The sequence below is a fragment of the Actinacidiphila glaucinigra genome (genome assembly GCF_900188405.1).
Taxonomy (GTDB): Bacteria; Actinomycetota; Actinomycetes; order Streptomycetales; family Streptomycetaceae; genus Actinacidiphila; species Actinacidiphila glaucinigra.
Map to the genome: position 1 here is coordinate 85,309 of NZ_FZOF01000024.1, position 13,725 is coordinate 99,033.

A 13,725-nucleotide genomic window follows, 5' to 3' on the forward strand; every position below is an offset into this window, starting at 1 on the left:
GGCGGTACGCGTGCCCACGCGAGGTTGGGAGCGTGTCAGCGTGGGAGGACAATCCTCTTTTCGAATGGCTCAAGCGGCAACGGAAGGAATGCGATGCGCGACGCATATCACGAGGAACTCGACTCGATCGGTGACGGCCTGGTCGAGATGGCCAGGCTGGTCGGCTCCGCGATCGGGCGGGCCACCACGGCACTGCTCGACGCCGACCTCAAGCTCGCGGAGAGCGTGATCGCCGCCGACGAGAAGGTGGACGACCTTCAGCGCGAGCTGGAGAACCGCGCCATCACCCTGCTCGCCCGCCAGCAGCCCGTCGCGACCGACCTGCGGATCGTCGTCACCAGCCTGCGCATGAGCGCGGACCTGGAGCGCGCCGGCGACCTCGCCCGGCATGTGGCGAAACTCGCACGGCTGCGCTTCCCCAACACCGCCGTCCCGGGCGACCTGCACAGCACGATCCTGGAGATGGGCCAGCTGGCTCAGCGCCTGATGGCGAAGGCCGCCGAGGTCATCGTCACCAAGGACGTCGACGACGCGCTGCAGCTGGAGGCGGACGACGACCGCATGGACGAGCTGCACCGCACGCTCTTCCAGCACCTGCTCGACGACCGCTGGAAGCACGGCATCGAGACGGCCGTGGACGTCACGCTCGTCGGCCGCTACTACGAGCGCTTCGCCGACCACGCGGTCTCGGTCGCCAAGCGTGTCGTCTACCTCGTCACGGGCGAGCACGCGGACGAGCTGTCCCCGCCGCCCACCCCGATGCCGGCGGACTAGCGGCCGGACCGGCCGTACGGCGCGGGACGGCGCGCGGGGCGTGTGCACCCTCCGGGGTAACGCTTCCGCGCGCCGTTGATGCGCCGGGGTGGGGCGTCGTTCACTGGTGAAAGGCATGCAGGCAGCCGTCGCCAACGGCAGAGGAGGGTAACCATGCCCGAGTCCCCGACGTCACCCAGCGCCCGCGACCAGCCGTTCCCCGAGGAGACCCCGCAGTCCCCCGGCATCCGTGAGCTGCCGCTGCTCGGAGCGTGCGGCTGCGGATCGGGCTGCGGATGCGGTTGCCAGTCCGGAGCGCCCTGCCGCTGCGGCGGCAGCTGCTGACTCCACCGACTCCACGCCACCCGCGTTCGTCACGCTCGGGGGCCCGTCCGGTCACTCCGGACGGGCCCCCGACGCCGTCCTCCCCCGCTCACGCCCCGTCGTAGGCGCGGCGCAGCGCGGCGAGGTCCAGCTTCTTCATGGAGTGCATCGCCTCCGTGGCCCGCCTGGCCTTCTCCGGGTCGGCGTCCCCGATCATCTGCAGCAGCACCTCGGGGAACACCTGCCACGACACCCCGTACCGGTCCTTCAGCCACCCGCAGGGGCCCTCCTCGCCGCCGTCGGTGAGCTTCTCCCAGTAGTGGTCGACCTCGGCCTGGTCGGCGCAGCGGATCTGGAACGAGACCGCCTCGCTGAAGGTGAACTCCGGACCGCCGTTGAGCGCCACGAACTTCTGGCCGTTGGCCGTGAACTCCACGGCCACCACGGACCCGGCGGGCCCCGGGCCGGCCTCGGTGTAGCGGCCGATCGTGCCGATGGCCGAGTTCTTGAAGACCGAGACGTAGAAGTCCGCCGCCTCCTCGGCCTTCCCGTCGAACCACAGGCATGTGGTGAATCCGTCGGTGGTCATCGCTGCCTCCTCCTGACGCATGGGCGCGTACGCCCTTAGGACGGCCCCGGCGCCGGAAACTCATCGGCGTCCGCGCGACCGCCGTTCCGGGTCATGAGCAGATGGCCCCTGCGGAAGCGCTCGTCCGGTCCGGGCTCGCGCAGCATGCGGGCGGTCTCGGTGAAGCCGGCGGACACCGCCAGGGCGGCGAGGCCGTCGATCGGCCAGCGGTAGGCCGTCGTCACCTTGTGGTCGAACGCGTCGAGGGGGCCGCCGCCGGACTCGAAGAAGCCCAGTAGGAGGTGGCCGCCCGGGGCCATGGTCCGGCGGAACTCGTCGAAGTACACGGGCAGGTCGCGCGGCGGGGTGTGGATGACGGAGTACCAGGACAGGATGCCGTCCAGCTCGCCGTCGGCGACGTCGTGCAGGGCGTCCATGGAGCCGACGTCGAAGCGCAGGTCCGGATGCGCCTCGCGGGCGAGGCCGATCATCACGGGCGACAGGTCGACGCCGAACGCGTCCAGCCCGAGGTCCCGGAGGTGCGCGGTGACGTACCCAGGGCCGCAGCCGAGGTCGGCGACGGTCCGGCCGCCGGCCGCCAGCACGGAGTCGGCGAAGGCCGCGATCAGCGCGCGGTCCAGCGGGAGGGAGCCGAGCCAGTCGCTGAACAGCTCGGCGTAGAGAACGGCGACGGAGTCATAGGCACGGGCCGTCGAGACGGGGTGGAGGGAGGGCTCGGTCATGGGGAACGACCTTAGGCCCCCTGGGAATCGGTGAACCAGGAGCCGATCGAATCCCACTGGAAGGCGTCCCGCCAGCCGGCCCCACCCGCCGTCCAGCCCTGCAGGGCCGCGACGACCTTCTCCGCCGAGACCGTACGCGTCAGGTAGTGCTCGGCGGGGGCGCGGTCGCGGTACTCGAGCTGGTACGTGCCGTCCGGGCGGTGCCACACCTGGGCGTAGCACTGCTCGTCCGCGGCGCACTCCAGCACCAGGTTCCCGTCGCGGGGGAGGTTCAGCACGGCCTTCTCCAGTGCGCTGCCGCGCGGGCTGCCGTCACCGGGGTGGTGCCCGGGGTGCGCGAGGGGGTCGATGTCCACGGGGTCCGCTCCTTCGGGTAGGGCGGGCGGCAGTCCGCAGGCGTCGAACAACTGGAAGACGAGGTCCTCCACGCACGGGTCCGCCCGTTGGGCGAGTACCTCGCGCAAAGCCTCACGGTCCGCGGTGAAACCGGCCTCGGCGGCCCAGTCGGCGACCTCCTGCGCGGTCCCGGGCACCTCCGCGAGCATCCAGCAGACGTTCCGCTCCTTCTCGCCCTCCCCCGGAGGCGGGTCGTCCGCGGGCGGTGGCGACCCGGCGATCTCGTAGTCGGCGGCCATCTCCGGGTCGAGGAAGGCGGACCATTCCGCGCCGGACGGCGTGCGGCCGCGTACAAGGCAGACGTCGCTGTCGAAGACGCTCGCGATCAGAACGGGCGAACCGGTCGCGGCGACCAGGGCGTCCAGCCACCGATCGTCGTCGTTGTCCGGGAGCCCCCTGCCGAGTTGCAGCGTCTGCCGGCCCCCGGGCCGCGGCCGGCACACGTTCAGGTACTCGTCGAGCTCCTCGATGCACCGCGCGGGGTCACCGAGCACGGGCAGCCGCTCCAACGGTGTGTCGCAGCGCGCCAGAACGAAATCGCCGGTGTACCCCATGGCTCCCTCCCCGAAGGCTGCCGCCGATGCCGGCGACGGCCACCGACACCGGCCCCGCGGCTCCGAGGCGGCGCGGATCCGGTTGACCGCCGCCCGCGCGGTTGCTGTACGCCGCTGCTCGGACGGCGACCGGGGAGGACCCTCGACCGTACTGCCGGCTTTCCGTGCCTGTCGTTCCTTGCGCCGTCGCGTCTTAGAAGTCCCCCTGTGCCTGGGGCTGGTGGGAATCGGCCGCCGCGGGCACGAGGGCTGCCGTGGTCCGCTGGGGCGCCGCGCCGGGCGAATCCGACGCCGCGGCCGGCGCCGGCCGGTAGGACCGCCGGTAGAGACCGAACGCGCCGAGGAAGAGGCAGAAGCCCACGGTCGTGGCGACCGCCGACATCGGCGTCCCGCCGAGGTGACGGTGGACCGGGCCCACGGCGAGCGTGCCTCCGAAGCCGGCGCAGATGTCCGCCCAGCCGCTGAGGCGCGGCGACGACACCGTCTTCCTGAGCCACGGCGGGACCCAGCCGACGCAGAGTGCGGCGGTGCCGGGGACGAAGGTCAGCAGCCAGTACAGCGCCAACACGGTCCATCCGATGACATCCACAGCAAGGCCCCCCATGCGACACATGTGCGACCCGGCGGCCGCAGGCGTGATCTTCGCACGGATGTCCGACCCCCACGGACAGCCGTGGCCCGGGATCGGGGCCGGGGGTGCGCTTGCCCGGACCCGGATCGATGGACCGCACGCACCGAAACACCGGCAAGACGGCCGACGGCCACGCACCGGATCCCGGCCGGGGCGGTCTCGCCGCACCAGGGCCTGTCCGACGGGCCGCGGCACCGACCCCGCACCCGACAGCGCCGTCACCCGAATGGCGCACCATGACGTGCCCACCCACTTGGGTGAAGATCAAGCTGGCTAGTGCCCCACCCGAGGCAATCCGTGAAAGGGGAACCACATGCGCATTCGACGAATCCTCACCGCCTTCATCGCGACGGCAGCCCTCGCCGGACTCGGCCTCACAGGCGCCGCCACCGCCGGCGCCACCACCGGCGCCACCGGCGCCACCACCCACGCCGCCCCCACCGACGCCGCCCCCACCGTGGGTGAGTGCGAGGACGGTGGCGGAACAGTCGATTGGGCGACCAACACCTGCAAGGGCGGAAAGTACGACGGCCAGAAGATCGACTAGGCGGCACAAAGCGCCCCGCAGCCACGCGCCGCGGGGCGCTCCCGCCCGGTCGTAGCCGATAGAGTCGCAGGGACTATGCCTACCCGTCGGGCACGCCAGGTCCGAGCCGGCCCGGAACTTCTTCTTCCCCGGGTCCTGCCGGTCCTCCGGATGACCTGCTTCTCCCGACTCAGGACCAGTGCGCTCGTACGCCTGGTGGTCGTCGTCGGTCGTCGTTGGTCATCCTTGGCCGCTCTGGCCGGGCCCAAAACCAGCGTTGTCGGTGGCCGAGGCTACGTTCGCAGGTGCGCGGTCGGCTTCCGAGGTGTCCAGCTCTGCAGTGCGGCTGCATCCCCGAATCTGTCCGGGGGCGGCCCGGGAACAGCCCGGGACCCAACCGACGGTCGGGCTTCGCCGATGGCCAAGGTCGAGACCTGCCGGCGCCGGCCGCGCGCCTCTTCGTCCCGAAGCAACGACGTTGAGGCTCGACTCATGCCGGCGTCGCCGAGGTCGACTGCGGCGATGCGCGGTGCCTCTGCGATGTGGGCGTGGGTGGCGGAGCGGGCTCCCTCCCCGGGCACTGATGACGGCCATGACCACGTGCATGGCGCCCAGGAGCGACGTACACGCACTTCAGGGCTCGTAGGGTCCGAACCGGAGAAGGGTGGGGGAGCGATGACGGGCGAGTACGTGGAGCTGGTGTGTGACGACGTGCCCCATGACGTGGTGCTCACCGATCCGGGCGTCCGCGTGCTGGATGTCGCGCAGGTCGTGCGTCGGCTGAAGGAGCTGAGCCTCTGGCACAGCAAGGTTCTGGTGACGCGGGTTCCCGCCGTGATTCTCGCCGGCGTGCCCGAGGAAGACGCTGCGGCAGCCGTCTCGGCCCTCCGCGAGGTGGGAGCACAGGCGGAGACGCGAGAACGGCCGGAGCCGGAGTTTCTAAGGGACTGAGCACGGCCCGACCAACCGGCTGACGGCCCCAAGACGGCCCCCAGACGGCCCCGGAGCGGCGACAAGCCCCCTCCCCGCGAAGAAACCGCAGGCAGGGGGCTTGATCGCGTCGGACTACTTCTTCTTGCCCTGGTTCTTCACGGCCTCGATCGCCGCCGCGGCCGCCTCGGGGTCGAGGTAGCGGCCGCCCGGGGTGACGGGGCGGAAGTCGGCGTCGAGCTCGTAGGCGAGCGGGATGCCGGTGGGGATGTTCAGGCCCGCGATGTCGGCGTCGGAGATGCCGTCGAGGTGCTTGACGAGGGCGCGCAGGCTGTTGCCGTGGGCGGCGACCAGCACTGTACGGCCGGTGAGGAGGTCGGGGACGATGCCGTCGTACCAGTACGGCAGCATCCGGTCGACGACGTCCTTCAGGCACTCGGTGCGCGGGCGCAGCTCCGGCGGGATGGAGGCGTAGCGCGGGTCGTCGCTCTGGGAGAACTCGCTGCCGTCCTCGATCGGCGGCGGCGGGGTGTCGTAGGAACGGCGCCAGAGCATGAACTGCTCCTCGCCGAACTCGGCGAGGGTCTGCGCCTTGTCCTTGCCCTGGAGGGCGCCGTAGTGGCGCTCGTTGAGGCGCCAGCTGCGGTGGACGGGGATCCAGTGCCGGTCGGCGGCCTCGAGGGCCAGCTGCGCGGTGCGGATCGCGCGCTTCTGGAGGGAGGTGTGGACGACGTCGGGGAGGAGTCCGGCGTCCTTCAGCAGCTCGCCGCCCCGGACCGCCTCCTTCTCGCCCTTCTCGTTGAGGTTGACGTCAACCCAGCCGGTGAAGAGGTTCTTCGCGTTCCACTCGCTCTCGCCGTGGCGGAGGAGGATCAGCTTGTAGGGAGCTTCTGCCATGCCAAGGAGTCTAAGAGAAAACCTCTTGGTGCCTTCCGGAGGGCGCCTGTAAGCTGCGCAGGCCAGCCTGGCCCATTACGCCTATGACGCCCCGAACGCCGCGAGGAGCAGCCGCCGTGCCCGATGTCAGACGTGCCGTACGGGAGACCGTCTCGGGACTCCCCCGGACCTTCTGGTGGCTGTGGACCAGCACCCTGGTCAACCGGCTCGGCGGCTTCGTCGTCACCTTCCTCGCCCTCTACCTCACGCGGGACCAGGGCTACTCCGCCACCTACGCCGGTCTCGTCGCCTCCCTGTACGGCCTCGGCGGCGCCTTCGGCGCGGTCGTCGGCGGGGTGCTGACCGACCGGGTCGGGCGGCGCTCGACGATGCTGCTGGCGCAGATCGCCGCCGCGGCCGCCACGGCGGCGCTGGCGTACGTCCACGGGCAGGCGGCGATCGCGACGGTGGCCCTGGTGATCGGCCTGGCGAGCAGCGCGTCGCGGCCGGCCGTGCAGGCGATGATGGCGGACGTGGTGCCCGCGGCGGACCGCGTGCGCGCGTTCTCCCTCAACTACTGGGCGATCAACATCGGCTTCGCCGTCTCCTCGGCGGCCGCCGGCCTCATCGCCTCGCAGGGCTACTACTGGCTGTTCCTCGGCGACGCACTCATGACGCTGCTCTGCGCACTGGTGATCTACGCCAAGGTGCCGGAGTCGATGCCGGGCCATGAGCCCGCGGCTTCCGGACCGCCGCCGGCGGACGTCGCCGGGACGAAGGAGTCCCGGGTCGGCCTCGGGGTCGTGCTGCGCGACCGGCGCTTCATGGCGTTCGTCGCCCTGACGTTCCTGCTGGGCACGGTCACCCAGCAGGGCTCGACGACCCTCTCCGTCCACATGGGCCGCCAGGGCTTCACCGCGAGCGAGTACGGCCTGGTCATCGGCCTCAACGGCCTGCTGATCGTGCTCCTGCAGCTCCCGCTGACCCGGCTCGTCGAGCGGCGGAGCGTGGCCGCGCTGCTCACCGCGGGCACGCTGCTGATGGGCTGGGGCTTCGGGCTCACCGCCTTCGCCGGGACGGTCGCGTTCTACGCTTTCACGGTGGCGGTGTGGACGATCGGCGAGATCCTGCACGCGCCGGCCTCGATGTCGCTCGTCGCCGACCTGGCACCGTCCCACGCACGGGGCCGCTACCAGGGGATGTACTCCCTGTCCTGGCCCGCGGCCTCCTTCGCCGGGCCGCTGCTGGGCGGCGTGGCGCTGGACCGGTGGGGCGGCGGCGTGGTGTGGGGGGCCTGTGCCGTGGTCGGCACCGTCGCCGGCGCCGGGTACTGGCTGCTGCTGCGGGAGCGCGGGGCGCGGGCCGAGCCGGTGGACGCGGCGCCGCCGGCCCCGGCGCGCATACCGGAGCCGACCGCGGACTGCTAGGCCGTGCGGGCGCGCCGCACCCCGTACGAGCGGCGGTGGCGACGCGTCGCCGGGCCGAGGCGGTGGCGGCGCGCTACTCGGCGCCCTTGTCCGCCTTGCCGATCAGATGTGTGAAGGCGTCGAGGTTGCGCGTGGACTCGCCGCGCGCGGTCCGCCAGGCGTGCTCCTTGCGGATCGCGTCCGCGAAGCCCAGCTCCAGCAGGGTGTTGAAGCTGCCGTCGGCGTTCTCCACGACGGCGCCCAGCACCCGGTCGACCTCCTCGGGTGTCACCGCGACGAGCGGCAGCCGGCCGGAGAGGTAGACGTCGCCGAGCGCGTCGATGGCGTAGGCCACCCCGTACAGCCGGGTGTTGCGCTCCAGGAGCCAGCGGTAGAACGCCTCGTGGTTCTCGTCGGGGCGGCGCACGACGAAGGCGTTGACCGTGAGGGTGTGCCGTCCCACCGCCAGGGCGACGGTGGTGGAGAGCTTGCGCGTGCCGGGGAGCTTGACGACGTACTCGCCCCCGGCGCCGGTCTCCCAGCCGAGTTCCGCGTCCTGCAGTGCCTGTTCGACCGCCGCGCGCGCCGCCGTCTGCTCCCGCTCACCCATGCGGCGATCGTAGGCGACGCCGGCGCTCGGCCATCGCACCCGCGTACACCTCGGCGGTCCGGGTGGCCGCCGCGTCCCAGCCGAAGCACTCCGCGTGCCGGGCGGCGGCCGCGCCCATGGCGGGCACCAGCTGCGGGTGCTCGATGTAGCGGCGCAGGGCGCGCGCGTAGTCGGCCGGGTCGTGACCGGCGACGAGGAACCCGGTCTCGCCGTCCTTCACCGCCACCGGCAGTCCGCCGACCGATGCCGCCACCACCGGCGTGCCGCAGGCCTGGGCCTCGATGGCGACCAGCCCGAACGACTCGCTGTAGGAGGGCATGACCAGTACGGACGCGGCCCGGTACCAGTCCGCGAGCCGGTCCTGGGCCACCGGCGGCTGGAAGCGCACGAGGTCGGAGATGCCCAGCCGGGCGGCGAGCTTGTGCAGGCGCTCGGGCCTGGTCAGGCCGCTGCCGCTCGGCCCGCCGACGACGGGGACGACGAGGCGTTCGCGCAGCGACGGGTCCTCCGCGAGCAGGATCGCCACGGCGCGCAGCAGGATGTCGGGCGCCTTGAGGGGCTGTATCCGCCCGGCGAACAGCGGGATCACCGCGTCCTGCGGCAGGCCGAGGCGCGCGCGTGCCCCGGCGCGGCCGCCGTGGGCGTCCGGCCGGAAGCGTTCCAGGTTCACCCCGGGGTGGACGACGGCGACCTTGCGGGGGTCGGCCTCGTAGTGCCGGATCAGCTCGTCCGACTCCTCGGCGGTGTTGGCGATCAGCCGGTCGGCGGCGCCGACGATCTGCGTCTCGCCGATGACCCGGGCGGTGGGCTCGGGGGTGTCGCCCTCGGCGAGCGCGGCGTTCTTGACCTTGGCCATGGTGTGCATGGCGTGGACGAGCGGGACGCCCCAGCGCTCGGCGGCGAGCCAGCCGACGTGGCCGGAGAGCCAGTAGTGCGAGTGCACCAGGTCGTAGTGGCCCTGCCGGTGGCTGGCCTCGGCGTGCATCACCCCGTGGGTGAAGGCGCACAGCTGCGCGGGGAGGTCCTCCTTGTTCAGGCCCTCGTACGGGCCCGCGTCCACGTGCCGCACCAGGACCCCGGGGGCCAGCTCGACCGTGGGCGGCAGGGCGGCGGTGGTGGCGCGGGTGAAGATCTCCACCTCCACGCCGGGGCCCTCCGCGAGCCGCTTGGCCAGCTCGACGATGTAGACGTTCATGCCGCCCGCGTCCCCGGTGCCGGGCTGGTGGAGCGGCGAGGTGTGAACGCTGAGCATGGCCACGCGCCGCGGACGGCGCCCACCGGCATGGCGGCGCAACCGGCGGTGGGCACCGCCGGCCAGGACCTTCGCCACGTACTGGCTCACGTCGCGTCCTCCACTTCTCCACGGGCGGCGGAGCGGAAGCCACCCATCAACAGTGCCAACCGGCGGAGGGCCTAGATCCATTTCCGCTTTGCCAAAGCGTGACCGTCGACATGGCCCGGATCCCGCGCCCGCCGGCTCGCATAGGCTCGACGCATGCGTGCGACACGGCCGGTCGGAGAGGTGACCCGGGGGACGACCAACCCCAACCGCCTGCGCCGCATGGACCGCTGGATCGCCGCCCAGCACGGGGCGTCGCTGCGCCGCAGCGAGGACCCGCTCGCCGTGGACCTGGGCTACGGCGCCGCACCCTGGACCGCCCTGGAGCTGCTGGTACGGCTGCGCACCGCGCGCCCCGACGCCGAGGTCGTCGGCATCGAGATCGATCCGGCCCGGGTCGCCGCCGCCCGGCCGTACGCGCGCGAGGGGCTCTCCTTCGCGCACGGCGGCTTCGAGGTGCCCCTCCCGGGCGGCCGCAGGCCGGCCCTGATCCGGGCGGCGAACGTGCTGCGCCAGTACGACGAGGAGCGGGTCGCCGAGGTGTGGACGCGGCTGCGGGCCCGGCTCGCGCCGGACGGGCTGCTGGTGGAGGGCACCTGCGACGAGATCGGCCGCCGCCACGTGTGGGTGGCGCTCGGCCCCGAGGGGCCGCGCACGGTGACCTTCGCCACCCGGCTCGGCTCGCTGCAGCGCCCCTCCGACCTGGCGGAGCGGCTGCCCAAGGCGCTGATCCACCGCAATGTGCCGGGCGAGCCGGTGCACGCGTTCCTCACCGACTTCGACCGGGCGTGGGCGGCCGCCGCGCCCTTCGCCTCCCTGGGCGCCCGGCAGCGCTGGATCCGCACGGTGCGCAGCCTGGCGGGTCCGGGCGGCTGGCCGGTCACCGACACCCCGGCCCGCTGGCGCCAGGGCGAGGTGACCGTCCGCTGGGAGGCCCTGGCGCCGGCGCGGCGCTGATCCCCGCCGCCGGGGCCGGTCCCGCATGGCGCCCGGAGCGCGATGCGCGGGCCCGCGGCTCTGGCCGATTCGCGTCTTCCGTGGCACCATCCACAGCCATGTGACGGATCGTCAGATACGCAGCGGAGGTGCCCGCATGAAGCGTACGGCCTGCCTTGCCTGTGCCGCGCTGCTGCTGATCCTGGCCGCCCCCGTGCCGGTCGCGCACGCCGATCCGCCCCGCCCGCGCCGCACCCTGCAGGACGTACGGGCCGAGGTCGACGCCCTCTACCGGCAGGCCGAACGCGCCACCGACACCTACAACTCCGCGCACCAACGGGTCCTCGCCCAGCAGCAGCAGATCGTCGCGCTCGCCCGCGTCATCGACCGCGAGCAGACCCGGCTGCGCACCCTCACCGCCCAGGCGGGCGCGCTCGCCCGCGCCCAGTACCGCGGCGGCGGCATCGGCCCCGGGCTCGACCTGCTGCTCAGCGACGACCCGGGCGCCTTCCTCGACGGACTCACCCTCGCCGACCGCGGCGCCCAGGCCGCCGACGCCACCATCGGGCAGCTGCGTACGACCACCGCGGAGCTGGGCGCCTACGCCCGCTCCGCGACCGTCGCCTGGGAGCGCCTCATGGCCGGCCGGAAGGAGGCCGCCGACGCCGAGCGCGAGGTCACCGGCCGGCTGGCCCGGGCGAAGCGCCTGCTCGCCGGCCTGGAGGCCCGGGAGCGGGCACGGCTGGAACGGCTCGAGGACGAGGCCGCCTACCGTTCCCAGGTCGCCTGGCTGCGCACCGACGCCGCCACCCGCCTGCGCCGCGACGCCGCGGGCGCCACCCGGCAGGGCGCCACCGCCGTCGCCTTCGCCTCGGCGCAGATCGGCAAGCCCTATATATGGGGAGCGGACGGTCCGGCCGCCTACGACTGCTCCGCGCTGACCCGGGCCGCCTGGCACGCCGCCGGGGTCGGCATCCCGCGCACCTCCCAGGAGCAGTGGCGGCTCCTGCCGCGCGTCCCCGTGGCGCGGATGCGCCCGGGCGACCTGGTCGTGTACTTCGACGACGCCAGTCACGTCGGCATCTACGTGGGCGACGGCGCCATCGTCCACGCACCGCGCCCCGGGCGGCGGGTCACGATGGCGGGGGCCGGGTCGATGCCCGTCCTCGGGGTCGTGCGCCCCGGGTGACCGCGCACGGCCGCGCGGGGCGACCGCCCGCTGTGACCTGCGTCCTGTGACCCCGGTCGCGTGACGCGCACCACGCCCCGGTGGGGCAAACGTGACGTTGGTCATGCCCGGTTCGTCCTCCCGCGGCCGAAATCCGCAGCTCAGCACCGCATATGACACGGGCGGTTTACCAACAGGGCCTCCCCCGCCGCCGGGCGCTACCGCTATGGTCGCCCTTCAGTGTTCTCGGAGCTGAGCAACCGATCCGACCGATCCGACCGCTCCGGGACGTTGCCCTCGGGGGGAGGGAAGGAATTGTCCGATGTCGCCGATGTCCGCGACCGGGCGGCGCACCGACCAGTACGCCGCCGTGCCGGGGCCGCGCCAGGAAACACCCCTGGCCGACGGCCGGACCTCCCCTGCCCTGACCCTGCTCGTCATCGGTGACGACCCCGCCGGCGCCTTCACCGTCCCCGACCTGCTGGACATCTCCGGCACGCGCGTCCGCATCCGCCGCGCCCGCAACCTGACCGAGGCCGAGCGACTGCTCCGGGACGACGTCAACTGCATCCTGCTGGAGCTCTCCGCCCAGGCCGCCGACGGCGCGTCCGACGCGATGGACAGCCTGCGGCAACTGCTGCGGCTCGCCCCGCGCACCGCCGTCCTGGTGCTCACCGCGGGCACCGACACCGACGCCGAGCGCGCCGCCGAGGCCGTCCGCGTCGGCGCCCAGGACCACCTGACCCCGGCCGACCTGGACCCGTCCCACCTGACCCGGGCCATCCGCTACGCGGTGGAGCGCAAGCGCGCGGACGTCGCGCAGCGCCAGCTGACCGAGACCCGGCTGCTCGCCCAGGAGAACTCGCGGCTGGAACGCGGGCTGCTCCCCACGCCGCTGCTCCACGGCGCCGACCTGCGCTTCGCCGCCCGCTACCGGCCCGGCCGCAGCCGGGCCCTGCTCGGCGGCGACTTCTACGACACCGTCCGCACCCCGGACGGCACCGTGCACGCGATGATCGGCGACGTCTGCGGCCACGGCCCGGACGAGGCCGCCCTCGGCGTGGAGCTGCGCATCGCCTGGCGCGCGCTGACGCTCGCCGGACTGTGCGGGGCCGCCCTGCTGGGCACGCTGCAGCAGGTCCTGGAGCACGAGCGCTCCGACGACGAGATCTTCGCGACCCTCTGCCAGGTCGACATCAGTCCGGACGGCCGCGCCGCCGACCTGTGGCTGGCCGGCCACCCGGCACCCCTGCTGTCGCTGTCCGGGATGGCGCCGCAACTGCTGCCGTACGAGCACGGCGGCCCGGCGCTCGGGCTGCTGCCGCAGAAGGACTGCTGGGAGGGCGCGCGCTTCGAGCTGGGCGAGGCGTGGAGCCTGATGCTCTACACCGACGGGCTCATCGAGGGCCGGATCGGCCTGGGCGCGCAGCGGCTGGGCCAGGAGGGCATGGTCGACCTGGTCGGGCGGCAGCTGTCGGCCGGACTGGCCGGCGAGGAGCTGCTGGACGCGGCCATGACCGAGGTGCGCGAACTCAACGGCGGGGAGCTGACGGACGACGTGGCCCTCATGCTCCTGGAGTCGGGCGCCTGATCCGGCGGCCCCGGCCGGTCAGCCGGCCGGGTGGACCGCGTCAGCGGTTGAAGGGGCCGTACGGGCCGTCGCTGCTGCTGCCGCCGCCGCGCCGCCGCGGGCCGGACACCTGCTTGAGGGCCGGACGCACGTCGACCGTGTACACGATCACCGCGATCAGGCCGATGACCGGCAGGAACGACATGATCGGCAGGATCGCGATCAGGGCCGCCGCCACCGCCAGGATGATCATCCAGAAGGCCTTGGTCTTCTTGTCCGCCGCCCGGTAGGCGTCCTCACGCCGGATGGCCGCGTCGACCAGCGCGAACAGCGCGAAGACCAGCAGGGCGATGGAGACCCAGCCCAGCAAGTTGTAGAAGCCCTGCACCAGCATT

The 13,725-nt window shown here is 73.1% G+C and carries 16 protein-coding genes; 8 read left to right on the forward strand and 8 right to left on the reverse strand.

All coding sequences use genetic code 11. The annotated features are described in order from the left end of the window. Nucleotides 1-93 precede the first annotated feature (93 nt). Together phoU and CHF15_RS45190 are read left to right on the forward strand one after the other, a co-directional pair. Nucleotides 94-774, forward strand: a complete 681-nt coding sequence (gene phoU, locus CHF15_RS33355; protein ID WP_089227649.1) for a phosphate signaling complex protein PhoU — start codon at nt 94-96, stop codon at nt 772-774. Between the two features lie 153 nt (nt 775-927). Continuing rightward, nucleotides 928-1,098, forward strand: coding sequence for a hypothetical protein (locus CHF15_RS45190; RefSeq protein WP_179280081.1), 171 nt, complete (start codon nt 928-930; stop codon nt 1,096-1,098). 88 nt (nt 1,099-1,186) lie between these two features. On the opposite strand, the gene CHF15_RS33360 is transcribed toward CHF15_RS45190, so the two are convergent. The 4 genes from CHF15_RS33360 to CHF15_RS33375 all read right to left on the reverse strand — a co-directional run bounded on the left by CHF15_RS33360 (nt 1,187) and on the right by CHF15_RS33375 (nt 3,927). Beyond that, nucleotides 1,187-1,666 carry a VOC family protein gene (locus tag CHF15_RS33360; protein ID WP_089227650.1) on the reverse strand — a complete coding sequence of 160 codons (480 nt, stop codon included), beginning with the start codon at nt 1,664-1,666 and terminating at the stop codon, nt 1,187-1,189. A 35-nt stretch (nt 1,667-1,701) separates the two neighbouring features. Continuing rightward, nucleotides 1,702-2,388 (reverse strand): class I SAM-dependent methyltransferase, encoded by a 687-nt coding sequence (locus CHF15_RS33365; RefSeq protein WP_089227651.1) that lies wholly within the window; start codon nt 2,386-2,388, stop codon nt 1,702-1,704. A gap of 11 nt (nt 2,389-2,399) precedes the next feature. Beyond that, on the reverse strand, nt 2,400-3,338 hold the full coding sequence (locus CHF15_RS46000; RefSeq protein WP_245939170.1) for a hypothetical protein: 939 nt from the start codon (nt 3,336-3,338) through the stop codon (nt 2,400-2,402). Between the two features lie 193 nt (nt 3,339-3,531). After that, nucleotides 3,532-3,927 carry a hypothetical protein gene (locus CHF15_RS33375; RefSeq protein WP_089227652.1) on the reverse strand — a complete coding sequence of 132 codons (396 nt, stop codon included), beginning with the start codon at nt 3,925-3,927 and terminating at the stop codon, nt 3,532-3,534. A gap of 355 nt (nt 3,928-4,282) precedes the next feature. Here CHF15_RS33375 and CHF15_RS33380 point away from each other — a divergent pair, with 355 nt between their 5' ends. Next, nucleotides 4,283-4,516, forward strand: coding sequence for a hypothetical protein (locus CHF15_RS33380; protein ID WP_089227653.1), 234 nt, complete (start codon nt 4,283-4,285; stop codon nt 4,514-4,516). A gap of 654 nt (nt 4,517-5,170) precedes the next feature. Further along, nucleotides 5,171-5,446 (forward strand): ribosomal protein L7/L12, encoded by a 276-nt coding sequence (locus tag CHF15_RS33385; RefSeq protein WP_089227654.1) that lies wholly within the window; start codon nt 5,171-5,173, stop codon nt 5,444-5,446. A 114-nt stretch (nt 5,447-5,560) separates the two neighbouring features. On the opposite strand, the gene CHF15_RS33390 is transcribed toward CHF15_RS33385, so the two are convergent. Next, on the reverse strand, nt 5,561-6,322 hold the full coding sequence (locus tag CHF15_RS33390; protein WP_089227655.1) for a phosphoglyceromutase: 762 nt from the start codon (nt 6,320-6,322) through the stop codon (nt 5,561-5,563). A gap of 116 nt (nt 6,323-6,438) precedes the next feature. Between CHF15_RS33390 and CHF15_RS33395 the strand changes: the two genes are divergently transcribed. After that, nucleotides 6,439-7,728 (forward strand): MDR family MFS transporter, encoded by a 1,290-nt coding sequence (locus tag CHF15_RS33395; RefSeq protein ID WP_089227656.1) that lies wholly within the window; start codon nt 6,439-6,441, stop codon nt 7,726-7,728. A 73-nt stretch (nt 7,729-7,801) separates the two neighbouring features. Here CHF15_RS33395 and CHF15_RS33400 read toward each other — a convergent pair whose 3' ends face one another. Beyond that, nucleotides 7,802-8,317, reverse strand: a complete 516-nt coding sequence (locus CHF15_RS33400) for a YbjN domain-containing protein (RefSeq protein ID WP_089227715.1) — start codon at nt 8,315-8,317, stop codon at nt 7,802-7,804. Next, on the reverse strand, nt 8,310-9,659 hold the full coding sequence (gene mshA / locus CHF15_RS33405; RefSeq protein WP_089227657.1) for a D-inositol-3-phosphate glycosyltransferase: 1,350 nt from the start codon (nt 9,657-9,659) through the stop codon (nt 8,310-8,312). The genes CHF15_RS33400 and mshA overlap by 8 nt, the downstream gene beginning before the upstream one ends. Before the next feature lie 153 nt (nt 9,660-9,812). Between mshA and CHF15_RS33410 the strand changes: the two genes are divergently transcribed. The 3 genes from CHF15_RS33410 (at nt 9,813) to CHF15_RS33420 (ending at nt 13,351) form a co-directional block, all read left to right on the forward strand. Beyond that, nucleotides 9,813-10,613, forward strand: coding sequence for a class I SAM-dependent methyltransferase (locus CHF15_RS33410; RefSeq protein WP_089227658.1), 801 nt, complete (start codon nt 9,813-9,815; stop codon nt 10,611-10,613). Between the two features lie 136 nt (nt 10,614-10,749). Next, entirely contained in the window at nt 10,750-11,781 is a 1,032-nt protein-coding gene (locus CHF15_RS33415) for a C40 family peptidase (protein WP_089227659.1), read from the forward strand. A gap of 301 nt (nt 11,782-12,082) precedes the next feature. Further along, entirely contained in the window at nt 12,083-13,351 is a 1,269-nt protein-coding gene (locus tag CHF15_RS33420) for a PP2C family protein-serine/threonine phosphatase (protein WP_089227660.1), read from the forward strand. A 40-nt stretch (nt 13,352-13,391) separates the two neighbouring features. Here the strand turns inward: CHF15_RS33420 and CHF15_RS33425 are convergent, their stop codons facing one another. After that, nucleotides 13,392-13,724, reverse strand: a complete 333-nt coding sequence (locus tag CHF15_RS33425; protein ID WP_089227661.1) for a DUF2516 family protein — start codon at nt 13,722-13,724, stop codon at nt 13,392-13,394. Nucleotide 13,725 lies beyond the last annotated feature (1 nt).